Source organism: Pseudomonas sp. RIT409, assembly GCF_003052515.2.
Classification (GTDB): Bacteria; Pseudomonadota; Gammaproteobacteria; order Pseudomonadales; family Pseudomonadaceae; genus Aquipseudomonas.
Genome location: NZ_QARE02000001.1, coordinates 509,382 through 534,138, shown reverse-complemented (window position 1 = coordinate 534,138; position 24,757 = coordinate 509,382). Strand labels below are relative to the sequence as shown.

The 24,757-nt window shown below is 58.1% G+C and carries 18 protein-coding genes; 5 read left to right on the top strand and 13 right to left on the bottom strand.

Translation table 11 applies throughout. The features are described from left to right. The first annotated feature begins 28 nt into the window (after positions 1-28). The 3 genes from DBP26_RS02355 to DBP26_RS02345 all read left to right on the top strand — a co-directional run bounded on the left by DBP26_RS02355 (position 29) and on the right by DBP26_RS02345 (position 3,468). Positions 29-682, top strand: coding sequence for an ABC transporter permease (locus DBP26_RS02355; protein ID WP_108235993.1), 654 nt, complete (start codon positions 29-31; stop codon positions 680-682). Then, positions 679-1,845, top strand: a complete 1,167-nt coding sequence (locus tag DBP26_RS02350; RefSeq protein WP_108235992.1) for an ABC transporter ATP-binding protein — start codon at positions 679-681, stop codon at positions 1,843-1,845. The genes DBP26_RS02355 and DBP26_RS02350 overlap by 4 nt, the downstream gene beginning before the upstream one ends. A gap of 459 nt (positions 1,846-2,304) precedes the next feature. Further along, on the top strand, positions 2,305-3,468 hold the full coding sequence (locus DBP26_RS02345; RefSeq protein WP_108235991.1) for a type III PLP-dependent enzyme: 1,164 nt from the start codon (positions 2,305-2,307) through the stop codon (positions 3,466-3,468). 59 nt (positions 3,469-3,527) lie between these two features. Here the strand turns inward: DBP26_RS02345 and DBP26_RS02340 are convergent, their stop codons facing one another. From DBP26_RS02340 to DBP26_RS02320, 5 genes are all read right to left on the bottom strand, one after another. Continuing rightward, positions 3,528-4,331: a hypothetical protein gene (locus tag DBP26_RS02340; protein WP_108235990.1), complete on the bottom strand. Its 804-nt coding sequence runs from the start codon at positions 4,329-4,331 to the stop codon at positions 3,528-3,530. 64 nt (positions 4,332-4,395) lie between these two features. Further along, complete coding sequence (locus DBP26_RS02335; protein WP_108235989.1) at positions 4,396-5,394, bottom strand: alpha-xenorhabdolysin family binary toxin subunit B; 999 nt, start codon at positions 5,392-5,394, stop codon at positions 4,396-4,398. A 1-nt stretch (position 5,395) separates the two neighbouring features. After that, entirely contained in the window at positions 5,396-6,586 is a 1,191-nt protein-coding gene (locus DBP26_RS02330) for an alpha-xenorhabdolysin family binary toxin subunit A (protein WP_158541386.1), read from the bottom strand. A gap of 281 nt (positions 6,587-6,867) precedes the next feature. Further along, entirely contained in the window at positions 6,868-7,665 is a 798-nt protein-coding gene (locus DBP26_RS02325; RefSeq protein WP_108235988.1) for a tetratricopeptide repeat protein, read from the bottom strand. 3 nt (positions 7,666-7,668) lie between these two features. Then, complete coding sequence (locus DBP26_RS02320; protein ID WP_108235987.1) at positions 7,669-8,349, bottom strand: Fe2+-dependent dioxygenase; 681 nt, start codon at positions 8,347-8,349, stop codon at positions 7,669-7,671. Between the two features lie 195 nt (positions 8,350-8,544). Between DBP26_RS02320 and DBP26_RS02315 the strand changes: the two genes are divergently transcribed. Both DBP26_RS02315 and DBP26_RS02310 read left to right on the top strand, forming a co-directional pair. Further along, complete coding sequence (locus DBP26_RS02315) at positions 8,545-10,797, top strand: TonB-dependent siderophore receptor (protein WP_108235986.1); 2,253 nt, start codon at positions 8,545-8,547, stop codon at positions 10,795-10,797. A gap of 208 nt (positions 10,798-11,005) precedes the next feature. Continuing rightward, positions 11,006-13,567: a sulfite reductase flavoprotein subunit alpha gene (locus DBP26_RS02310; protein ID WP_108236045.1), complete on the top strand. Its 2,562-nt coding sequence runs from the start codon at positions 11,006-11,008 to the stop codon at positions 13,565-13,567. Between the two features lie 189 nt (positions 13,568-13,756). Here the strand turns inward: DBP26_RS02310 and DBP26_RS02305 are convergent, their stop codons facing one another. The 8 genes from DBP26_RS02305 to DBP26_RS02270 all read right to left on the bottom strand — a co-directional run bounded on the left by DBP26_RS02305 (position 13,757) and on the right by DBP26_RS02270 (position 24,668). Then, positions 13,757-14,731 (bottom strand): peptide ABC transporter ATP-binding protein, encoded by a 975-nt coding sequence (locus DBP26_RS02305; protein ID WP_108235985.1) that lies wholly within the window; start codon positions 14,729-14,731, stop codon positions 13,757-13,759. Continuing rightward, positions 14,731-15,699 (bottom strand): ABC transporter ATP-binding protein, encoded by a 969-nt coding sequence (locus DBP26_RS02300; protein ID WP_108235984.1) that lies wholly within the window; start codon positions 15,697-15,699, stop codon positions 14,731-14,733. Before DBP26_RS02300 ends, DBP26_RS02305 begins: the two co-directional genes overlap by 1 nt. Before the next feature lie 10 nt (positions 15,700-15,709). Beyond that, positions 15,710-16,621 carry an ABC transporter permease subunit gene (locus DBP26_RS02295; RefSeq protein ID WP_108235983.1) on the bottom strand — a complete coding sequence of 304 codons (912 nt, stop codon included), beginning with the start codon at positions 16,619-16,621 and terminating at the stop codon, positions 15,710-15,712. 10 nt (positions 16,622-16,631) lie between these two features. Further along, positions 16,632-17,642 carry an ABC transporter permease subunit gene (locus DBP26_RS02290; RefSeq protein ID WP_108235982.1) on the bottom strand — a complete coding sequence of 337 codons (1,011 nt, stop codon included), beginning with the start codon at positions 17,640-17,642 and terminating at the stop codon, positions 16,632-16,634. 199 nt (positions 17,643-17,841) lie between these two features. Beyond that, positions 17,842-19,461, bottom strand: a complete 1,620-nt coding sequence (locus tag DBP26_RS02285) for an ABC transporter substrate-binding protein (RefSeq protein ID WP_256600336.1) — start codon at positions 19,459-19,461, stop codon at positions 17,842-17,844. Positions 19,462-19,560: 99 nt separating this feature from the next. Continuing rightward, complete coding sequence (locus tag DBP26_RS02280) at positions 19,561-20,943, bottom strand: OprD family porin (protein WP_108235980.1); 1,383 nt, start codon at positions 20,941-20,943, stop codon at positions 19,561-19,563. 152 nt (positions 20,944-21,095) lie between these two features. After that, positions 21,096-22,700 (bottom strand): ABC transporter substrate-binding protein, encoded by a 1,605-nt coding sequence (locus tag DBP26_RS02275; protein WP_108235979.1) that lies wholly within the window; start codon positions 22,698-22,700, stop codon positions 21,096-21,098. 339 nt (positions 22,701-23,039) lie between these two features. Then, positions 23,040-24,668, bottom strand: a complete 1,629-nt coding sequence (locus DBP26_RS02270; RefSeq protein WP_108235978.1) for an ABC transporter substrate-binding protein — start codon at positions 24,666-24,668, stop codon at positions 23,040-23,042. Between the last annotated feature and the right edge of the window lie 89 nt (positions 24,669-24,757).

The following is a 24,757-nucleotide window of genomic DNA, read 5'->3' as shown; positions in this document are numbered from 1 at the left end:
ATCCGGTAGGCCAACAGGAGGAGACACCATGAGCTTCCTCAGCGCGTTTTCTCATCTGGACTGGCAGCAGGTGCTTCATCTGACGCTGCAACACATCACCCTTGTCGGTATCGCCGTGTCGCTGGCGATTCTCGTCGGGGTGCCGCTGGGCGTATTCATGACGCGCTTTCCAGTCCTCGCCGGACCGCTGCAAGCCAGCGCCACGGTGCTGCTGACCGTGCCATCGATTGCCCTGTTCGGCCTGCTGTTGCCGTTCTACTCGAAATTTGGCCAAGGGCTTGGGCCGTTGCCCGCGATCACCGCCGTATTCCTCTATTCACTGTTGCCCATCATGCGCAACACCTACCTCGCCCTTACGGGTGTCGAGCCCGGCATTCGTGAAGCGGCCCGCGGCATTGGCATGACCTTCGGTCAGCGCCTGCGGATGGTCGAGTTGCCCATCGCGGTTCCAGTGATCCTGGCCGGGGTGCGCACCGCTGTGGTCATGAACATCGGCGTCATGACCATCGCCGCGACCATTGGCGCCGGTGGTCTGGGCGTGCTCATCCTCGCTTCCATCAGCCGCAGCGACATGTCGATGCTGATCGTCGGCGCTGTATTGGTCAGCATCCTGGCCATCTTCGCTGACCTGCTTCTGCAGTGGCTGCAACGCTCGCTGACTCCAAAAGGACTCCTGAAATGATTGAACTCCAGAACCTCTCCAAGACTTTTCAAAGCAACGGCAAGGAAGTGAAGGCCGTCGACTCGGTGAGCCTGACTGTCAACGAAGGCGAGATCTGCGTGTTCCTCGGGCCGTCCGGTTGCGGCAAAAGTACGACGCTGAAAATGATCAACCGCCTGATCATGCCGAGCTCCGGCAAAGTCCTGATCAACGGCGAGGACACCACGCAACTGGACGAAGTGACCCTGCGCCGCAACATCGGCTACGTGATTCAGCAAATCGGGTTGTTCCCGAACATGACCATCGAGGAAAACATTGTGGTCGTGCCCAAACTTCTGGGTTGGGACAAGCAGAAGTGCCACGACCGGGCCCGCGAGCTGATGAGCATGATCAAGCTGGAGCCCAAGCAGTACTTGCATCGCTACCCACGAGAGCTGTCCGGCGGCCAGCAACAGCGCATTGGCGTCATACGCGCGCTGGCCGCCGACGCGCCGCTGCTGTTGATGGACGAGCCGTTCGGTGCGGTCGACCCGATCAACCGCGAGATGATCCAGAACGAATTCTTCGAGATGCAGCGGGCGCTGAACAAGACCGTGATCATGGTCAGCCACGACATCGACGAGGCGATCAAACTGGGCGACAAGATCGCGATCTTCCGCGCAGGCAAGCTGTTGCAGATCGACCACCCGGATACCTTGCTGGCCCATCCTGCGGACGATTTCGTCAGCAACTTCGTTGGCCAGGACAGCACCCTCAAGCGCCTGCTGCTGGTCAAGGCCGAAGACGCCGCAGACAACGCCCCTTCGGTCAGCCCGGAAACCCCTGTGGCCGATGCGCTCGAAATCATGGATGAGAACGACCGCCGGTATGTGGTCGTGACCGACGCGCAGAACAAGGCCAAAGGCTATGTACGGCGCCGCGACCTGCATCGCCAGGCAGGCACCTGCGACCAATTTCTGCGCCCGTTCAACGCCACTGCTGCCTACGACGAGCATTTGCGGATTCTTCTGTCGCGCATGTACGAATTCAATCGTGCCTGGCTGCCGGTGCTGGATGCTGAGAATGTGTTCCTGGGTGAAGTGACACAGGAGTCGATTGCCGCTTACCTGAGTTCAGGGCAGTCGCGAGGCAAGAAGACAAACATCGTTTCTCCGGCGGAGGTGGCGGAGCAGGCATCGGTGTGATGTGACGCCAATATATTGTAGGAGCGCGCTTGCCCGCGATTGCATTTTGCCTGTGACGAATGTTCTGTCTGGCACACCGCAATCGCGGGAAAGCGCGCTCCTACAATTGGGATCTGCGGGAACATCGTTTTGTCATATCGGTCGGTTACTACAGGGTGAGTGAACGAGCACGCCTGTCCGTCTGGCAAAAACGGGCAGAAACGCGACATTTTTTGTTGATCTCCAGCCCCTCAGGTCCTAAAGTTCGCGCCGAACGTCCATGCTGGAAACGATCCATCCGGCTCAAGTACTGACGACGAGACAGCAAGGCCACCGGGGGTGCACCACCGGATGGCCTTTTTGCTTTCGGTCAACGGCCTTGGGAAGTAGGCGAACCAAAGTGGGGATACGGAGGACGTTCATGAGCTCGAGGCTCGCACCCATTGTTTTAATCCGTTTGCCAACAGGAGTACCCGCCGCATGTCGATTCAGGTCGAAGACTATTTCGAGAAAAACACCTTCGCCAAAATGAAGGCGTTCGCCGACAAGCAAGAAACCCCGTTCGTGCTCATCGATACCGCGATGATCGCCCAGGCCTACGATGACCTGCGCGCCGGTTTCGAATTCGCCAAGGTTTACTACGCAGTCAAGGCCAACCCGGCCGTCGAAATCATCGACCTGCTCAAAGAGAAAGGGTCGAGCTTCGACATCGCCTCGATCTATGAGCTGGACAAAGTGCTGGGCCGCGGCGTTGGCCCGGAACGCATCAGCTACGGCAACACCATCAAGAAATCCAAGGACATCCGTTACTTCTACGACAAGGGTGTGCGCCTGTACGCGACCGACTCCGAAGCCGACCTGCGCAACATCGCCAAGGCCGCGCCGGGCTCGAAAGTCTACGTACGCATCCTGACAGAAGGCTCGACCACTGCCGACTGGCCACTGTCACGCAAGTTCGGTTGCCAGACCGACATGGCCATGGACCTGCTGATCCTGGCGCGTGACCTGGGCCTGGTGCCTTATGGGATCTCCTTCCACGTCGGTTCGCAACAGCGCGACATCAGCGTATGGGACGCCGCGATTGCCAAAGTGAAGGTGATCTTCGAGCGTCTGAAAGAAGAAGACGGCATCGAACTGAAGCTGATCAACATGGGTGGCGGCTTCCCGGCCAACTACATCACCCGTACCAACAGCCTGGAAACCTACGCGGAAGAAATCATTCGCTTCCTGAAAGAAGACTTCGGCGATGACCTGCCGGAAATCATTCTGGAACCGGGCCGTTCGTTGATCGCCAACGCCGGTATCCTGGTCAGTGAAGTGGTGCTGGTCGCCCGCAAATCCCGCACCGCCGTCGAGCGTTGGGTTTACACCGATGTGGGCAAGTTCTCTGGCCTGATCGAAACCATGGACGAAGCCATCAAGTTTCCGATCTGGACTGAGAAGAAGGGTGAGGTCGAAGAAGTGGTCATCGCCGGCCCAACCTGCGACAGCGCCGATATCATGTACGAAAATTACAAATACGGCTTGCCGCTGAACCTGGCCATCGGTGATCGCCTGTACTGGCTCTCCACAGGTGCCTACACCACCAGCTACAGCGCTGTTGAGTTCAATGGCTTCCCGCCGTTGAAGTCTTTCTACATCTGAGACGGATCGAGGTACCGAGGAGCCCGCGATTGATCGCGGGCTTTTTTATTGGGTTCGATCTAGCCTCGAAGGCTGGCGACCTCATCACAATGGCGACGTGCTTGTTCAAGTTCAATCATGATCAGCCGGAGATGGGCGACCGCTCTGATTACGCTACTTTGGCCGTCGAGAACATTGAACGACTTATGGGCCTGATTGAGCAGGAGGGTAATGCGCTGGTTCATTACGAGAAAATCGGCAATGCCGCTCATGGCAAATGCGTAATGCCGACGCGCTTCTGCTTCAATTGCGGCTGCTCGTGCAATGCCCTGATGCGCCGGATTGTTCAAAACAGCCAGTTGCCGATTAAGCGACATGAAGTCGATCACCCGCGTCAGGCTGCTGTAGAGGGTGGTTCGCATGCCTTGGTAGGTCGACAGGGCGAATTGACTTATCTCTGCAAGCTGCCAGACCCAATGCCTATGGTGCTCCAGCCACGCCAGGCAGTTGTCCATGGACCCACTGGCATATTGGGGCAAAGGAAGGGGGGGCGAGGGAATATTGTTCCATCTGTGGGCTGCAGCCTCGGTACGGGAGCCGCCTGTTATTGCACTTTGCTCGACCAAATAGTTGAGAAAATCCAATCCCTCCTGCACAAAATCTCGCATGTGCCTGAACAGCCCCGGGCTTGCCTTCATGTTCCATGAAGTGTTGAGTCTTTCCAGTTTTCTTACCGGCAACACAACGGCCCGTTTGACTCGGTAATTCGAGCCCGATTCGAGGTGGAAACTGAAGTCCCTGAGTTTCGCGTTCAGCGTAGCGAGGTACACCATGCAGGCGTCAATATCGTCCAGTTGAGTCTGGCTGATAGAAGTGATGGTCATACAGTGTCTCGATAAGGGGATACCAGAACGACAGTTGTCGTTCCGGTATTCGTTTGTCAGAACATCAGCCCATCACGTACAAATGCTTGGCCAGCGCTTCGGCGTCCACGCCGAATTGCGCCACCTGGCTGCTGTCCGCTGTGCTGATTTTGTTGTATGCCGCAAGAAAGGTGTCAACGGACACGATGATTTTTTCCAGTTCGCCGACGAACCGAACACGGTGGGTTTCAAATCCAAGGCTGGCGTTGATCAGGTCACCTTTGAGCACCGTCAGGCGGAGCTCACTTTGTTTGGCCGCGATATCGTTCACTAAACCGGTAATTTGTCTGCGAATGGTGTTGCGTGCTTCCATCAGCCCCAGGTAATTCACCAGCGACTCGATTTTCTCCATGGTTTGTCGGGCCAGTTCAATCGCTTGATCCAGGACTGCAACCTCTGGCGTCGCCATGGCCAACTGCGAAATTGCCTTGGCGTCCAGCATCGTCTCTTTGCCGACCTGAGCGAAACTTTTGGACTCGATCAGCGCCATGGCTTCGGTCAGCGTCTGCCGCTTCTGTTCCAGATTCGCTTGTCGTTGCTTGATCTCCTGGATTTCAGCCGGCAGGCGCTCCTGATCCGCTGCCAATTGCGACATGTATTGTTCCGTGGCGTCGGGGACAGGTGACGCTGTCAAGGGCGAGTGCAGGCGACCAAGCACGGCGCCCCCCTTAGCCACTGCAGCCAGGATTTTATCGAGCTGATGTTGGATGTCCTCGCGAATTTCAGCTTCGTCCACACCATTAGCATCCTGCAACTCCTGTTGATACTCCCTGAGCACCGGTACATTGATACCGATCTTGGTATTCAACTCCAGCACGACCTCCCGTGCTTTGAAATGCGCTTCGCGTATGGCTGTGTCGACCCGAACCACATTATTGTGAAGGGTGGGCAAGTAGTCGGTCTGAAGGAAAAGATGTTTAACGGTAACGGTGGCATCGCGTGCGCCATTCGAAGATAGGCGAAGCGTGACGGCGTCCAATGCCGGATACTCGATGCTGGCGGGCAGGTAAGTAATGCTGTTCATTTTAAACTCCGTATTCGGCTCTGAATTCACGGTCTGCTTCTGCAAACACGTTCAGTAATTTTTTGGCATCGACTTCGATAGTCGCCCACGGCGTGACCACGAGGTTGAATTGGTTCTTGAAGCGGCGCATGGACAGCCCGTCATGGATTCCGTTGACCTGCATGCTGGACTCGGCAATGAAAGTGGCAAGCTTGTTCCAGACGGTAATCAGGTTCTTGGTGGCGATATCCGCATCGATCACGATCAGGTCAAGGTCTTGCAAATCCATGCGTACCCGGCCCAGCGACGCCAGAATCCGATTTTTCTGTTCCATGAAGGCAATATCGGCTTGTTGCTCACTCCGCAATTTATTGCGTTCCTTGCGCACTTTTTCAGCTTGCACGCTGGTGTAGATCATCAAGATCAAGCCGCCCGCGGCTACACTTCCGATCGCTTCCTTGACCAGTTGTTTGTACTCTTTGTTCTTTTCCTCGATGGCGGTGGCGCGCTCATCGATTTTCTTTTGCAATGCCGCGATTTCAGTGTTCAGCGCGTTATTGTCAATGCAAGCCAATCGCAGTTTTATTTCCGGCGCCACGCGATTGGCCAGTTGTTTTCCGAAGTCATCCAGGCGGTTTTTGATGGCATTCGCCTCAGACTCTCGTTCGCGGACCTTCTCCAGAATTCGGTTCAGGAAATATCCAAGATCCTCTCGGTCAGCTTGTTCGATGCCTGGGAATCGATGGCCGAGTTGCAGTTCAACCTTGCGCAGCTCTTCGAGGGTTTTGATATCGTATTTTTCGACCAGGCCCAGCGCTCGGACATCATCAAACACTTCCATCATGCTGTCGCCGTAGACTTGCATTAAACCTGCAAACACGACGAGTTTGTCACTAACGGTCAGCAAGTCCGTCCTCAATGGGTTCCATAAACTGGCATGATCATGGATGAGGGTAAATGAGCCTTGAAAGTCGACTGCTTCGAGTCCTCGGCCGGCCCCGGTCTCATACCCGAGGTAGGCAATCACGTCATCGAGTTGCGTGGGAAGCGCCAGCCCTTTGATTTCATAGTGTTTTAGATGCTTGATTTGATCTTTCGTCAGAATCAAACCACCACTGCGCGTGGTGTCGCTTTCTTCACCAACGGAAGAGTGAAACAACAGTGCCGGATCAGTGGCGGCACTCTCGGGTAAAGATTTAATGCTTTGAGGCATGATCATTAATCCTTTAATGATATGTAATTAATTGCCTGTGAAAGTGCACGCGCGGCGTCCTTTTAAAACTGCGCTGCACGGGAGGGAAGATTAGGTATCTAGGCTGAAGGCGTCAAAGTGGAAATGCGAACTTTAGCTGTAGGAACTTTCCAATACTATTTTTTACGTAATGCTAAGTCTTTGTATTTTAAGTGTATGTAAGAGGTGGTGAAATATGCGCTCATCTAATCCTGAACGAAGATGTGCAGTCGACTGGCGAAAAAGGGAGGTTTGCTCGTTGATCAACGGCGTGAGCGGATGATCCGCTGGTATTCGGCGATATCCTCATCATTACCCAACTGCGCTGCGCGCTGATGGTAAGCCAGGGCCAGTGAGCGAATGTCCGGGTGAGAGGCGTCCAGGAGTGCCTTGCGGCTGACCCGCAAAAAATTGAGGTTGCCAACATGCAGAGCGGCTTCGAACCAGTGAATGGCTTGTGTGATGCGCCCTTGATCGGCAAGTACGCCCGCATGGCTGAATTGCCCGCGGAAGTCTCCTCCTTCCGCGGAGCGCCGATACCACTCATGAGCGCCCGACAGGTCTCGCTCGCAGCACAACCCCTGTTCCAGATAACGGCCCAGAATGTTCATGGACTTTGCGTGGCCCAGATGCGCTGCTTTGCGATAGCAGGCCAGTGCGCGAGCCTGGTCCTTGTTCACGCCTCGCCCCGTGGCGAGCAGATTGCCGTAATTGTAGAACCCCCAGTCGAGCCCGGCCTCGGCAGCGCGTCGATAGTGTTCGGCGGCCCTGGCAGCGTCGGGCTTGCAACCCCAGCCGTGCTCATGGCAACGTCCGGCCATGTTGGAGGCCATGGCGTGGCCGTTGCGCGCGGCGATCTCAAACCAGGTCAGTGCCAGCGCCGCGTCCTGCTCGATGCCACTGCCATCCAGCAGAATCTGGCCAAGCAGTGCTTGAGCGTCGACTATGTTTTGCTGCGCCGCGATCAGAATGGCTCGTGCCGCGCTCGCCGGATTGTCATTGAGCATGGCCCGCAGGTGCTCGCCGTCCAGTACATCTTCGCGTCGCAGCGTCCAGTTCACCGGTCAGACCTCTACCCACTGTCGCAACAGGTTGTGATACGTGCCGGTGAGCTGAATCAGCGCCGGGTGCTCGGGCACATCGCGGGTCAGTTGCTGGATCGCCGTGTCCATTTCGAAAAGCAGCGTGCGATGACCGTCGTCACGCACCAGGCTTTGGGTCCAGAAAAACGACGCATAGCGAGCGCCGCGCGTCACTGGGTTGACCTTGTGCAGGCTGGTGGAAGGGTAAAGCAGCATGTCGCCGGCCGGCAGCTTGATCGAGCGCGTGCCGAAGGTATCTTGAATGACCAGTTCACCGCCGTCGTAGTCATCTGGGTCGCTGAAAAACAGCGTCGATGACAGGTCGGTGCGCACGCGTTCGACGCCGCCTCTGGCCTGGCGCACGGCGTTATCGATGTGGAAATCGAAACTGCCGCCTCCGGTGTAACAGTTCACCAACGGGGGGAATACCTTGTGCGGCAGCGCGGCGGACATGAACAGCGGGTTCTGCCACAAACGCTCCAGCAATGCGGTGCCTATCTCGGCTGCAAGGGGGTGACCTTCGGGCAACTGCAGATTGTGCTTGGCCTTGGCCGACTGATGGCCGGCCGTGATTCTGCCGTCCGCCCACTCGGTCCGCTCCAGTGCCTCCCTGATACGCAGCACTTCCTCGCGGGTGAACAAACCGGGAATGTGTAAGAGCATGGCGTGGCCACTCGGCAGCGGAAAAGGTAGCGAATGTTAGTGATTCTTATTGCCTGTGTAAAACCTGGTGCGCACCGGCACGGATGAGACGGGCAAGAAGTGGAACCCGAAAAATGTAAAGAATGTAAGTTTTCTGCGAATACAAATGATTCCCATCTATATTCCGCGACCTCAAACGTTCCTTGGGGAAGGAAAATGTCGCGCTCATCACAACCATCATCCGTTTTTGCCCAGCGCTCCATCGCGGGTGCCGTCGGGGTCGCCATTGCCGCGATGTCAGCGGCCCATGCGGCGCAGGCAGCAGACACGTCTTCGGACACCGCGCTGAACATCGGCGCCACCACCATTGATGGCGAGCGCGCCGACACGACCTATCGAACCGAAGAGTCGGCTTCGAAAAAATACACGGCCCCTTTGCGCGAGACACCGAAGAGTGTCACCGTCATTCCGCAGCAAGTGATCCGTGACACCGCGGCGACCAGCCTTGCCGATGCATTGCGGACCACGCCGGGAATCACCTTCGGTGCGGGAGAGGGGGGAAACCCGAACGCCGACCGTCCGATCATCCGTGGCTTCAACGCCGAAAGCGATGTGTTCATCGACGGCATGCGCGACATCGCCGCGCAGAACCGTGAAATTTTCAATGTCGAGTCGGTCGAGGTCAGCAAAGGCCCCGGCTCTGCGTTCACCGGTGCCGGTTCCACCGGCGGCAGCCTGAACCTGATCACCAAGGGCGCTCATTTGGGCGACGCCTACAACGGTGGCTACACCTTCGGCTCCGATCAGACTCAGCGTTATACGCTGGACCTGAACAAGCAGATGACCGACACCTCCGCCGTTCGCCTGAACTTGATGAAGCATGACGCCAATGTGGCCGGTCGCAACGACGTGGACGTCAGCCGCTGGGGCTTTGCGCCGTCCTTCGCTTTCGGGCTGGGCACCGACACCCGCGTCAAAGTCGACTATTACCACCTGTCGACCGATGACATGCCCGACTATGGCATCCCGCTGACCAACACACCGGGGCGGAGCAAATACGTGGTCGACAAGCCGGCTCACGTCAATGAAAACAATTTCTATGGCCTGACCGATCGTGACTACCGCAAGAGCGTCAACGACAGCGGCACGTTCCGGATCGAGCACGACCTGAACGAAAACCTGACCCTGTCCAACAGCTTCCGCATGTCCCGGTCGACGCTGGACTACATCGTCACCAACCCCGATGACAGCCGTGGCAACGTCGCCCGTGGCCTGGTGTCTCGCTCGGCGAAAAGCCGCAACTCGACCTCCAGCGGTTTCATCAACCAGACGGACCTGCAAGCGAAGTTCAACACTGGGTTCGTCGAGCACAGCCTGGTCACCGGTGTCGAATTTTCCTACCAAGACACGCACAACCGGGCCTACAACGTCCTGTCGGCCAGCGGCGGAACCATCGGCTCGACCTGTAACGCAGCGCTGATTCGTTCAGGCGACTGCACCAGCCTTTACGATCCGACACCGAAAGATGCCTGGAACGGGACCATCACCGACAGCCTGGCCTACACCGATACCGATACCAAGACCAGCGCGGCCTACGTATTCGATACGCTCAAATTCAATGAACAGTGGTCGTTGAACCTTGGCCTGCGTTACGACGACTACGATGTCGAATCCAGCGGTTACAGCACGGGGGGCCGTGGTTCGGTCGCCGGGCCGTTCAAGCGCGAGAACACCAGCCAACTGTGGAACTACCAAGTCGGGCTGACCTACAAGCCATTGCCGAACGGGAGCATCTACGCCGCCTGGTCGACTTCCAGCAACCCGTCAGGGGAGACGAGCGGCAACGGTGGCCTGGAGCTTGCGGCCAACAACACCGACCTCGATCCGGAAAAGAACCGCAACTACGAGATCGGCACCAAGTGGGACTTCTTCGATGACAACCTGTCGCTGACGGCGGCCCTGTTCCGCACCGAGAAAACCAATGCGCGGATCACTGACCCTGACAACGCCACTTTCCAGGTGCTCGATGGCGAGCAGCGGGTCGATGGCCTCGAGTTGACGTACAGCGGCAACCTCACCAGCAAGTGGAAGGTGTACGGCGGGTACACCTATATGGAAAGCGAAATCGTCAAGGCCAGCAACGCTGCCGATGAAGGCAACCACATGCCGAGCACGCCACGTAACACGTTCAACTTTTGGTCGACCTACGAGTTGATGCCCAAGCTGACGGTCGGCGGTGGTGCCACGTTCGTGGATTCTCGCTTCGGCAACGAAGCGAACTCCGTGGAAGTACCGTCGTACTGGCGCTACGACGCGATGGCCACCTATGCCCTGACCAAGAACGTAGACCTGCAATTGAACGTGCAAAACCTGACCGACAAGCGTTACTACGATCAGGTCTTCACCACGCACTACGCCCACATGGCCGCCGGCCGTACCGCACTGATGAGTGCGAACTTCCACTTCTGACCATCAAGTGAGAGCGCAAAGCCCCACCTGCCTTCGGGCGAGTGGGGCTTTTGTGCATGAGGCGCGCAGGGTGGTATGAGCCCGTTTGCGAAGCGGGTTATGGCGCAATGGGCGCAGCAGCTCCCAATAAAGAATCAGATACGGATGAGAATGCATCCGTTTATGCGCATAATGCGCGCAGCAGCGGGTTATCGAGGTCATGAGGGTGTTGAAGAAAGTCCTGTTTCAACTGCATTGGTTCTTCGGGATAACAGCGGGCCTGGTGCTGGCCCTGATGGGCATCACGGGTGCGTTGTACTCTTTCGAGGACGAAATCCTGGACGCGCTCAACCCTGAGGCGCTGTTCGTCCAACCTGGTGAGCATCAACTGTCGCTCGGCGAAATGGTCAGCCGACTCGAAGCACAGGGCCAGGACAAGGTGGCCATGTTCCGCATCGAAGTCGCCGGGGACCGGGCCGCTCAAGTCTGGTTCAAGCCTGCACCGGGCGAGCGCCGCGGCGAGATGCACAATTTCGACCCCTACACCGGTGAGTTCAAGCCGGACGCGACAGGCCAGGACGTGTTTGGCTTCATCCTCAACCTGCACCGTTTCCTTGCGGCGGGTGAGTACGGCAAGCAGGTCACCGCCGCCTGTACCCTGATCCTGGTGTTCTTCTGCCTGTCCGGGCTCTATCTGCGCTGGCCAAGGCAGGCACTGAACTGGCGTGTCTGGTTGACACTGGACTGGGCCAAGAAGGGCCGGAGTTTCAATTGGGATCTGCATTCGGTATTCGGGACCTGGTGCCTCATCGTGTATCTGCTGCTGGCTGGCACGGGGCTGATGTGGTCCTACGACTGGTTCAGCAACGGCATGAACAAACTGATCGGAGATCCGCCGGTCGCGGGCGAACAACGCCGTGGCCCAGGCCCGCGCCCGGCTGCAGGCACTCGCGACGCGGCGCCGGAGCAGCCCGTGGTCGTCGATTACGCCGCCATCCAGAACACCATCGAGAAAACGGCCGGGCCGGGGCTGAAAGCTTATAACCTGCGCCTGCCTCAGGCAGCCGGTCAAATGGCAACGGTGTTCTACCTCCTGAACGACGCACCGCACCCTCGCGCGCTGAACCAGATCACCCTCGACCCGGCCGATGGCAATCTCAAGGCCATCTCACGCTACGCCGACAAGGGTTATGGGGCGCAACTGTTGATCAGCAACTACGCGCTGCACACTGGCAGCTACTGGGGCATCACCGGTCGTATCGTGGTAACCCTTGCGGCCATCCTGATGCCGTTGTTCTTCATCACCGGGTGGTTGCTGTACCTGGATCGTCGTCGCAAGAAGCGCGAGATTCGCACGGCCCGTGGTGAAGTCGGTCAAGCCGGTTCCAGCACCTCCGGCACTCAAGGGCCTGCGTGGTTGATCGGTTTTGCCAGTCAGAGTGGGTTCGCCGAGCAATTGGCGTGGCAGACCGCAGGGCAATTGCAGGCCGCCGGTTTGCCCGTGCGGGTGCAACGATTGGCCGACATGACGGAGCATGAACTTCAACAGAGCGAGCATGCGCTGTTTGTCGTCAGTACGTTCGGCGATGGCGAAGCACCCGACAGTGCACGAGGGTTCGAGCGCCGGCTGCTAGGACGGGCGGTGTCGCTGCAGCACCTCAACTACGCGGTTCTGGGCCTGGGTGACCGTCAATACACGCAGTTCTGTGGATTCGCCCGCAGGTTGCACGACTGGTTGGCCGAGCGTGGCGCAAGCACGCTGTTCGCGCCAGTGGAAGTGGACAGTGGGGACAGTGCCGCGCTTCAACACTGGCAGCAACAGTTGGGTGAACTGACTGGTTCGACGCCAGCCAGCCCTTGGAAAGCGCCGGAATACGAGAATTGGGTGCTGTCCCAGCGAGATTGGTTGAACCCCGACAGCATGGGCTCGAAGGTGTTTTTGCTGGGCCTGATTTCAGCTTCCGACACCCGATGGCAGGCGGGGGACTTGATCGAAGTGTTGCCGCGTAATGGGATGTTTGCCGTCGAGCAGTTCCTCGCCGGGCTGGGCATTGCTGCGGATACACAGGTCAAGGTCGATGGTCTGCATGAAACGCTTGCGCAAGCGTTGGGCGGCCGTCAGTTACCTGCCAACCGTAGCCACTTGGTGGGCTTGCATGCGCAAGCGCTGGTGGATGCGCTGGTGCCATTGGCCATGCGTGAATACTCGATTGCATCGATTCCCGAAGACGGCACGCTGCAACTGATCGTGCGACAGGAAGTGCACCCGGACGGCAGCCTGGGCCTGGGGTCTGGCTGGTTGACCGAGCATGCGGCAGTAGGCGATACGATTAGCCTGCGCATTCGTCGCAACAGCAGTTTCCATCTGGCAAGTGAGCCTGCGCCGCTGATTCTGATCGGTAACGGCACCGGGCTGGCGGGGCTGCGCAGCTTGCTCAAGGCGCGTATCGCCCAAGGCGAACCGCGTAACTGGCTACTGTTTGGCGAGCGAAACGTGGCTCACGATTTCCATTGCGGCGATGAGCTGAATAACTGGTTGGCGTCCGGTGATCTGGCGCGAATGGACCTGGCGTTCTCCCGTGATCAGGCGCAGAAGGTCTATGTCCAGGATCGGTTGCGCGAAGCGGCAGATGAATTGCGTGTCTGGATCAATGAAGGCGCAGCGATTTACATCTGCGGCAGTCTGGAAGGGATGGCTGGCGGCGTGGATGAGGTGTTGAAAGCAGTGTTGGGCGAACACGTCGTGCAACGCCTGATTGAGCAAGGGCGCTATCGCCGCGACGTGTACTGATGTTGCTGGCCCCGTAGCAGTCCGGCTTGCCGACGGTGACGTCTGGGTGATCGCCGCCGACAAGCCGGACTGCTAAGGGTAGGCGGTAAGTCCGATTGATCGTTCCCACGCTCCGCGTGGTAATGCCGCTCTGGGCGATCCGCGTCCGTTTTGGCGGTGACGCGGAGCGTGGGCACGATCATTACCCTCTTAAGCCACGAACTGCTCAGCGTAGTGGCAGGCCACTTGACGGTTATCGACCGGCCGTAGCTCAGGGACTTCGGTGCTGCAACGCTCGGTCGCGTACGGGCAGCGCTTGTGGAACGCGCAACCTGAGGGCGGGTTGAGCGGGTTGGGAAGCTCGCCGACGATCTTGATCTTCGGCTTCAGCGGGTCCGGGTGAATCGCCGGGGTCGCCGACAGCAGCGCCTGAGTGTATGGATGCAGCGGGCGGCTGTAGATTTCTTCCTTCGGCCCCATTTCCGCAGGGCGACCCAGGTACATCACCAGCACACTGTCGGCGACGTGACGTACCACCGCCAGGTTGTGGGAGATGAACACGTAGCCGGTGTTGAATTCCTGCTGCATGTCCATGAACAGGTTCAGCACCTGCGCCTGAATCGACACATCCAGTGCAGAGGTCGGTTCGTCCGCCACCAACACTTTCGGTTGCAGCATCATGGCGCGCGCCAGCGCGATACGTTGACGCTGACCACCGGAGAACATGTGCGGATAGCGCTGATAGTGCTCTGGGCGCAGACCCACTTGCTTGATCATCGCCTGCACTTTCTCACGACGTTCAGCCGCCGACAGGCCGGTGTTGATCAGCAGCGGTTCGGCCAGTTGGTCACCGATCTTCTGCCGGGGGTTGAGCGAGGCATATGGGCTTTGGAACACCATCTGCACGTCTTTGCGCAGTTGCTTGCGTTGCGCCTTGGTGGCACCCGCCACTTCCTGGCCTGCGATTTTCAACGAGCCGGAAGACGGCTCTTCAATCAGCGTCAGGGCGCGGGCGAGGGTGGATTTGCCGCAGCCGGATTCACCGACCACCGCCAGCGTCTTGCCCGCTTCCAGTTCGAACGATACCCCGTTGAGGGCGCGTACGGTCGCGTGGGGTTTGAACAAGCCTTGGGATACATCGTAGTGACGGGTGAGGTCACGGGCGGTCAGTACGATCTCGCTCATCACGCCACCTCCTGATTCAGCGGGTAGAAGCAACGCACCAGACCGTGGACCTGTGGGTCCAGTGTCGGGCGCTGTTGACGGCATTTGTCTTGGACGTACGGGCAGCGCGGCGACAGCAGGCAGCCACTCGGACGGTCATAGCGGCCTGGGACGATGCCGGGCAGGGTCGCCAGACGTTCGGCGCCCATGCTGTGTTCGGGAATCGCGGCCAGCAGCGCCTCGCTGTATGGGTGCGCCGGGACGTCGAACAGCGCGGGCACCTGACCGACTTCAACCGCCTGTCCCGCGTACATCACGCACACCCGTTGCGCGGTTTCGGCCACCACAGCCAAGTCATGGGTAATGAGCACCAGCGCCATATCCTGCTCTTTTTGCAGGGCCAGCAGCAGGTCCATGATTTGCGCCTGAATGGTCACGTCGAGGGCCGTGGTCGGTTCGTCGGCGATCAGCAGCTTCGGCTCACCGGCGATGGCCATGGCGATAGCCACGCGTTGGCTCATCCCGCCAGACAGTTGGTGCGGATAGGCTTCCAGCCGTTGGGCTGCGCCGGGAATTTCTACTTTTTGCAGCAGTTCCAGCGCGCGTTGATGAGCGGCTTTGCCTTTCAGACCCAAGTGTTGACGCAGGACTTCCTTGATCTGGAACCCCACGGTGTAGCTCGGGTTCAGGGCGGTCATCGGGTCCTGGAAGACCATCGACAGGTCCTTGCCCACGATCTGGCGACGCTGGCGCGGGGACAGCTTGAGCATGTCCTTGCCGTCGAAGCTCAGGGCATCGGCGGTCACGATGCCGGGGTGATCGATCAGACCCATCAGCGCCATCATGGTCACGGATTTCCCCGAGCCGGACTCGCCCACGATGGCCAACACTTCGCCTTTGTCCACGCTCAGGCTCAGGCCGTCGACCACCGGGGTGGCGTTGGCGTCGCCGAAGCGCACGTTCAGATTCTTGATTTCTAACAATGACATTCTGGCGTCCTCAGGCGGCGTTCTTGAGTTTCGGGTCCAGCGCATCGCGCAGGCCGTCGCCCATCAGGTTGATTGCCAGCACGCTGAGCAAAATGGTCAGCCCCGGAAGGCTCACGACCCACCAGGCGCGTTCGATGTAATCGCGGGCCGAAGCGAGCATAGTGCCCCACTCAGGCGTTGGCGGCTGGACGCCCAGGCCGAGAAAGCCCAGCGCCGCGGCGTCGAGAATCGCCGAAGAAAAGCTCAAGGTGGCCTGAACGATCAGCGGTGCCATGCAGTTCGGCAGCACGGTAATGAACATCAGGCGCGGCAGTGTGGCACCGGCCAGACGGGCCGCGGTCACGTAGTCGCGGTTCAGCTCACCCATCACCGCTGCACGGGTCAGCCGCACATAGGACGGCAGCGACACGATGGCGATGGCGATCACCGTGTTGATCAGGCCTGGGCCAAGGATGGCGACGATGGCCACGGCCAGCAGCAGCGATGGCAAGGCCAGCATGATGTCCATCAGGCGCATGATGGTCGGACCGAGAATCTTGGGGAAGAAACCGGCCAGCAGACCCATGAGGATGCCGGGAATCAGCGACATTACCACCGACGAAAGACCGATCAGCAACGACAGCCGCGAGCCTTGAATCAGGCGCGACAGCAAGTCGCGTCCCAGTTCGTCGGTGCCGAGGATGAACTGCCATTGGCCGCCCTCCAGCCAGACCGGCGGAGTCAGCAGGAAGTCGCGGTATTGCTCGCTTGGATCATGGGGCGCGACCCATGGGGCGAAGATGGCGCAGAAGACGATCAAGGCCATGAAGGCCAGGCCGGCGACAGCGCCTTTGTTCTTGGCGAAATGCTGCCAGAACTCTTTGTAGACAGAGGGGTACAGCAGGCTTTGATCGACTGCCGTTACGGGAGCGGGTGTGTTCATGGTCGTGATCTCAGCGCTGGTGACGAATGCGTGGGTTGGCGAAGCCGTAGAGGATGTCCACCACGAAGTTCACCAGAATCACCAGGCAGGCGATTAACAGGATGCCGTTTTGCACGACGGGATAGTCACGGGCGCCGATGGCTTCGATCAGCCATTTGCCGATGCCCGGCCAGGAGAAAATCGTTTCGGTCAGCACGGCGCCGGCGAGCAGGGTGCCCACTTGCAGGCCGAACACGGTCAGGACCGGAATCAGCGCGTTGCGCAGGCCGTGGACGAACACCACGCGGGCTGGCGAGAGCCCTTTGGCGCGAGCGGTGCGCACATAGTCTTCACGCAACACTTCGAGCATCGAGGAGCGCGTCATCCGAGCGATCACCGCCAGCGGAATGGTGCCGAGCACGATGGCAGGCAGGATCAGATGGCGCAAGGCGTCCATGAATGAGCCTTCCTCATCGCTGAGCAGGGTATCGATCAGCATGAAGCCGGTTTTGGGAGGAATGTCGTACAACAGGTCAATCCGTCCCGAGACCGGGGTCCAGCCCAGGGACACCGAGAAGAACATGATCAGAATCAGGCCCCACCAGAAGATCGGCATCGAATAGCCCGCCAGTGAGACCCCCATGACGCCGTGGTCGAACAGGGATCCTCGTCGCAAGGCGGCGATGACGCCCGCCAGCAGCCCGATGATGCCAGCGAAGATCAGCGCCGCAATCGACAGTTCCAGAGTCGCCGGAAACAGCGAAGTGAATTCGGTCCACACGCTGGTACGCGTGCGCAGCGATTCGCCGAGGTCGCCGTGGGCGAGCTTGCCGACGTAATCGAGGTACTGCGCATACAAGGGTTTGTTCAGGCCAAGACGTTCCATGGCTTGGGCGTGCATTTCCGGATCGACCCGGCGTTCCCCCATCATGACTTCGACCGGGTCACCCGGAATCAGGCGAATCAGTGCGAACGTCAGCAAGGTAATGCCGAAGAAGGTGGGTATGAGCAACCCCACTCGGCGGGCGATAAAACTAAACATCTTCTCGTGTACCTCATCTGCCGGTTAGGCGTATGCCGACGGGTCAAAACGTCCTGACACTCGGTGATGCTGCATTGAAAGCCGCTTCGGACTGCTCATTTACAATTCGTAAACTCCGCTTCCTCGACTGTTTTCGCTTTGCCTCACCTTCGCGTCAAAACGTTCTGAACAATGCCTGTAGGCCCGCCGGATTCTTCTTCTACTTCACTTGGGTGGTAGCGAAGTTATTGGTAGTCAGAGGGCTGATTTGGTAGCCCTCTACGTTTTTGCGCATGGCGGTGAACATTTTTGTGTGCGCCATGCTGATCCACGGCTGATCCTGGTTGAAGATCACCTGTGCCTGCTCATACAGCGCAGCGCGTTCGGCCGGGTCGGTTTTTTCCCGTGCCTGATCGATCAGTGCCTGGAACTTCTCATTGCACCAGCGTGCGTAGTTTTCACCGTTTTTGGCGGCTTCACAGCTGAGGTTCGGCGTCAGGAAGTTATCAGGGTCGCCATTGTCACCTGCCCAGCCCGCCGACACCATGTCGTGTTCGCCGTTTTTCGCCCGTTTGAGCATTTCGCCCCATTCCATGACGCGTATATCTAACTTAATGCCGACTTTTGCCAAATCGGCTTGCATCATTTGCGCCCCCAGCATCGGGTTGGGGTTGGTCGGTCCGCCACCGTTGCGGGTGAACAGGGTAAACGTGGTGCCCTCCGGTACGCCTGCTTCCTTGAGCAAGGCGCGTGCCTTGTCCAGATCGTGCGCCGGGTTTTTCAACTGCTTGTTATAGCCCAGCAGGGTGTCCGGATAAGGGTTGACGCCCACAGTGGCATTGCCTTTGCCGAACAGCGCGTTGACGTAGGCCTCTTTGTCGAAGGCGATGTCGATGGCTTTGCGCACCCGCACGTCGCTCATGTATTTGTGGGTGGTGTTCATTGCGATGTACGCCGTGGTCATCGCGTTCAATTCGTCGACCTTCAGGTTCGGGTCTTTCTTGATGCTTGGGATGTCGTCGGGCTTGGGATACAGCGCGACCTGGCATTCGTTGGCCTTGAGCTTCTGCAGACGGACGTTGTTGTCAGTGGCGATCGCCAGGACCAGCGTGTCGGCCGGCGGCTTGCCACGGAAATACTCCGGGTTGGCCTTGAAGCGCACCTGAGCGTCTTTTGCGTAACGCTGGAAGATGAAGGGCCCGGTGCCGATCGGCTGGCTGTTCAAACCGTCGAGCTTGTTGCTCTTGAGCAGTTGGTCGGCGTACTCGGCCGAGTAGATGGAAGCGAACGCCATCGCCACGTCAGCGAGAAACGGTGCTTCACGGCGGGTCAGCGTAAAGGTGACCGTATTGTCGTCCACTTTTTCGACGCTCTTGAGCAGTTCCTTGAAACCCATGCTCTCGAAATAAGGGAAACCGACGGTGGACTGTTTATGCCACGGGTGATTAGGGTCCAGTTGGCGCTGGAAGCTCCAGACCACATCGTCCGCGTTCATGTCACGCGTGGGTTTGAAATAGTCGGTGGTGTGGAATTTGACACCCTTGCGCAGGTGGAACGTGTAATGAATACCGTCGTCGCTGATCTCCCAGGACTCCGCCAGTGCTGGCTCGATGTCGGTGGTGCCAGGCTTGAAGTCCACCAGTCGGTTGTAAATGGTTTCCGCCGCAGCGTCTGCCGTGACAGCGGTGGTATACAACGCCGTATCGAACCCTTCCGGGCTGGCTTCGGTGCAGACCACCAGAGGTTTGGCTGAGACGCCGACGGCTGTGCTGAGCAGTGTCAGTCCTAGCGCCAGTGCGACTGCGTTGCGCAATGTTGCGAGTTTGAATGTCGATTTCAAGTGAACGCCCTCCGCAAGTGATGAAGCCATGTATGAGTGGGGTATCGGACCACTCGGTTTTTTTGGAACCGGGGTCCGAAACCATCCACGGGTCAGTGATTACAGGATGTTGAACGGGATCGTGGTGACCAGGCGGAACTCGTTGATGTTGCCATCTGCCTGGAATTCGCTCGCACGGTGCGTGGTGTACGTACCGCGCATGGTCGAGGCTTTCAGTGGGCCGTTCTGTACGGTGTAAGTTGCGCCGACGCCGTATTCGTAGTGGGTCTCGCCATCCATGCTGCGGACATCGTATGCAGTGCCCTTGTAATGCGTGCCGTCGATGTCGAAGCCGCGTGCCTGGTAAATGTTGAATTTCAACCCAGGTACACCGTAGTCAGCCATGTTCAACAGGTAGCTCAACTGGACCGACTTCTCGTTCGGGCCGTTGAAGTCCGAGAGCAGGGAGTTGGCCAGGAAGATGGCGTTGCTGTCGTGGATGTAGTCGAAGTAGGTGTCGCCTTCCACTTCCTGATAGGAAATGCTGAAGCTGTGCGCCTTGTGGGTCGCGGTCAACGACAGGGAGTAGGTGTCGTTGTCGATCGGGCCCATTTTCTTCTGGCCCGAATCTTTGGTCTTGTAGTAGTTCAGGTTGGTGGACAGCCCCAGGACGTCGGTGTCACCCATTTCGTGCAGGAACGCGAAATAGTACTGGTGCCAGAAGTCCTCGACGTTCGAGACGTAGAAGTTGGTGGTCAGGCTCTTGAATGGCGTGTAGTCGACACCGGCGATGTCCACACGGTCGGCTTCGACGTTGGCGTTGGCCGTGTACTCGGAGCGGAATTTGGTCAGGCTCTGTTCGGAGCGCGGGGATACGCGGTCGAAGCTGCCAGCGGTGAACGACAGGTTGTTGAATTCTTTGCTGTCGATGCTCACGCCTTCGAAGCTGGAAGGCAGTGCACGGTTACCGATGTAGGCCAGAACCGGGGTGTTGAGCGACTGGCGGCCGGCGGTCAGCGTGGTGTTGGAGATGCGTGCCTTGACGTTGGCCAGGCCCAACTTGCTCCATTGGCCGACCGGGTCGCCGTTGTTTTCAGTCAGGGTGCGGTTGCCGCCACCCATGACATCGTCTTTGTCTCGGTCCAGCGCCACCGCGTTATAGACCGCCACTTCAGAGGCAAACCCTACCGTGCCCTGGGTGAAACCCGAGCTGAAGTCGACGATGGTGCCTTGCACCCAGTTGATGCGGCGAGGATCGCGATCGACGACAACGCCGTTTTCGCTACGCGACCAAGTCGCGCCGCGGCGCAGCAACTCGTTGGAGTACCAGTTCCTGGTTGAACCAGTGATTTTCATATCTTCCAGAAAGCCCTTGGCTTCACTCTGCAGATTGGAAGGCGCCAAGGTCGTTGGAACGAATTCCTGACTGGTCGGCTCTGCCTGGGCCGCCACGCTCAAGGCGAGGGCGGAGAAGGCGAATACAGCAGTGCTGGCTTTTTTCACGTCTTATAGCTCCCGAATACAGCTTTTATAGAGGCCGGCTTTTATGGGTTGACCGGCTTTGGTGTCGCAGCCTTTTGGGCCATTTTTCGCTCGCTCCGCGGATTGCGGCTAAAGCAATGCCACGATGAAGGTCATCGGTGGCACGGTTTCGTTTAGTCGGCGAGGGTGACGCCGGAGAAATTGTTGCGGCCGAACGGGCTGACTTCGAAGCCCTTGACGCTGGCCCTCAGGGGCTGGCTGACGGTCGAGTGGGCCACGGGCGTGATCGGAACCTGTTGTTTGAGATAGTGCTGCGCCTCTTTGTACAGGCCGATGCGCTGGTCTTTGTCGGCTGTGGCGATGGCCGCTTTGATCAGCGCATCGTATTTTTCATCGCACCACATCGAGTAGTTGTTGCCGCCAATGGACGCGCAGCTGTACAGCGTGCCGAGCCAGTTGTCCGGGTCACCGTTGTCCCCGGTCCAGCCAATCAGCGAGATGTCGTGCTCGCCGTTCTTCGAGCGCTTGAGGTATTCGCCCCATTCGTAACTGACGATGGTCGCCTTGATGCCGACCTTGGCCCAGTCTGCTTGAAGCATCTGCGCCATCAGCTTGGCGTTGGGGTTGTAAGGGCGCTGGACGGGCATGGCCCACAGGGTCAATTCGGTCCCTTCCTTGACGCCGGCAGCGCGCAGGAGCTCACGGGCCTTGTCGGGGTTGTAAGGTGCATCCTTGACGGTTTCATCGTAGGACCACTGGGTCGGTGGCATGGCGTTCTGAGCCAGTTGACCCGCACCCTGATACACCGCATCGATGATCGCTTTCTTGTCCACGGCCATGTCCAGTGCCTGACGCACTTGCAGCTTGTCCAGCGGCGCATGGCGCACGTTATAGGCGATGTAGCCGAGGTTGAAGCCAGGTTTCTGAATGACCCGTAGCTGTGGGTCGGCTTTCAAGGCCTCGACATCCGCCGGGCGCGGGTTGGAGGTGACCTGACATTCGTTCTTCTTGAGTTTCTGCACGCGCACCGAAGCATCGGTATTGATCGCGAAAATCAGTTGATCGACTTTTACACGTGCCGGATCCCAGAACTGTTTATTGGCGGAGTAGCGAATCTGCGAATCTTTCTGATAACGCTGAAAGACGAAGGGGCCGGTGCCGATGGGCGCTTGATTGATATCGCGAACATTACCGGATGCCATTAGTTTGGCAGCATATTCGGCCGACAGAATCGACGCGAAGTTCATGGCAATGTTTTGAATAAAGGCAGCGTCGACATGATTGAGTGTAAATGCCACGGTCATAGCGTCGGTTTTTTCGACCGCCTTGATGTTCTTGTCCAGACCCATGCTGGTGAAGTAGGGGAATTCTGTAGGATAGGCAACGCGGAAGGGGTGCTCTTTATTCAACATTCGATTGAAAGTAAAGAGCACGTCGTCGGCATTTAAATCCCGTGTTGGCGTGAACGTCTTGCTGCTATGGAATTTCACGCCCTCCCTCAGATGAAAGGTGTAAGTCAGTCCGTCCGCAGAGACCTCCCAGCGGGTGGCCAATGCAGGCACCACTTGGGTCTGGCCGCGCTCGAATTCGACAAGGCGATTGTAAATGGGCTCGGCGGCATCATTATCGGTGCCGGAGGTATATTGCGCGATATCAAATCCGGCGGGACTGCCTTCAGAACAAAACACCAGGCTCTTTGTCGCTGCTTGGGTCGTGTGAATAGTGGCAAATAGCCCTGCAGTGAACAAGGTGGAAATGACTTTATTTGTTTTACGCATGACGATCCTTATCGCTTGGGACTCGAATGGCCTGAATGATGCGGGAAACTCCGTGGCAATCGTTTGCGCAAACAGACTCTCTCAGACAGGAATACCCGACCGACCGATATATCTAGAAATCTCAGGTTCGGGTGCATATGACGGTATGTCCGCCAAGCGCTCCAGTAAAGACTTCCAGTTGATTCAATATTTGTAGGAAAAGTGCTTATCGTTAGTAGGCAAATTCTTTCCGGTACGGATTACTCATCTAACGATAGTCATTTTCATTTCAATAGTGCACGTACAACGACACGGTCGCGGTACCCGAAGGTAACGCGACCGTGAAGTCATGGAGAGGTGTTACTTACCGCTGACGCTCACGCCGTAGAACGAGTTCAGACCGAATGGGCTGATCTTGAAGTCCTGAACTTCTTTACGCATTGGCTGGTAAACAGTCGAGTGCGCAATCGGTGTCATTGGAACCGCTGCCTTGAGCAAGTGCTGAGCCTGTTTGTACAGCTCGGTGCGCTTGGCCTGGTCGGTGGTTTCCTTGGCCTGGTGAATCAGCGTGTCGAACGGTTTGTCACACCATTTGGCAAAGTTGTTGCCGTTGATCGCGTCGCAGCCAAACAGGGTGCCGAGCCAGTTGTCCGGGTCACCGTTGTCGCCGCTCCAACCGATCAGCATTGCGCCGTTTTCGCCGTTTTTCGCACGCTTGATGTACTCGCCCCACTCGTAGGAAACGATCTTGGCGTTGATGCCGATCTTCTTCCAGTCGTTCTGGAGCATTTCAGCCATCAGCTTGGCATTGGGGTTGTACGGACGCTGAACCGGCATCGCCCACAGGGTAATTTCGGTACCCTCGGCCACGCCTGCCTTTTTCAGCAGTTCCTTGGCCTTGGCCACGTCGTACGGGGCGTCCTTGATGGTCGTGTCGTAAGACCACTGGGTCGGCGGCATGGCGTTGACGGCCAGTTGGCCAGCGCCCTGATAGACCGCATCGATAATCGCTTTCTTGTCGACAGCCATGTCCAGCGCCTGGCGCACTTCCAGCTTGGCCAGCGGGTTGGGCTTGGTTTCGCCTTTGATGGTCGGCATCACGTTATAGGCGATGTAGCCCAGGTTGAAGCCTGCCTGGTCGGGCATCTTCAGCGCCGGATCGGCCTTCAGCGGAGCGAGGTCGGCCGGACGGGGATAGGCAGTGATCTGGCACTCGCCTTTCTTGAGCTTTTGCGCACGGACCGATGCATCGGTGGTGATGGCGAAAATCAGGTTGTCGACTTTGACGTCTTCAGGCTTCCAGTAATCCTTGTTTCCGGTGAAACGGATATTGGAATCCTTCTGGTAGCTTTTGAAGACGAACGGACCCGTGCCGATCGGCTTCTGGTTGATGTCTTCCGGTTTGCCTTCCTTGAGCAACTGGGCGGCGTATTCGGCGGACTGAATCGACGCGAAGCTCATCGCCAGGTTCTGAATGAATGCCGCGTCGACAGTGCCCAGCGTCATTTTGACGGTGTGGTCGTCGAGTTTCTCGATCTTGGTGATGTTGGTGTCCATCGCCATGTCGGTGAAGTAAGGGAATTCGGTGGGGTAAGCCTTACGGAACGGGTCGTCCTTGTTGATCATGCGGTTGAACGTGAACAGCACGTCATCGGCATTGAATTCGCGGGTCGGCTTGAAGTAAGGCGTGGTGTGGAACTTGACACCTTCGCGCAGGTGGAAGGTGTAGGTCAGGCCGTCTGCCGAGACGTCCCAACTGGTAGCCAGACCTGGAATGACGGCGGTGCCGCCACGTTCGAATTGACTCAGACGGTTGAATACGGTCTCGGCCGAAGCGTCGAAGTCGGTGCCGGTGGTGTACTGACCTGGGTCGAAACCAGCAGGGCTGCCTTCGGAGCAGAACACCAGATTCGATGCTGCATGAGCGAAGGGAGCGCTGGCGATCAAACCTGCGCCGAGAAGAAACGGAATGACCGCTTTTTTGAGCATGGTGGCCTCAGTTGTTGTCATTTTTTAATTGAGGATACGGCCTTGTGGGCCAATCCCGGGGATACTTATGCAGGCGCCATACCCAAAGC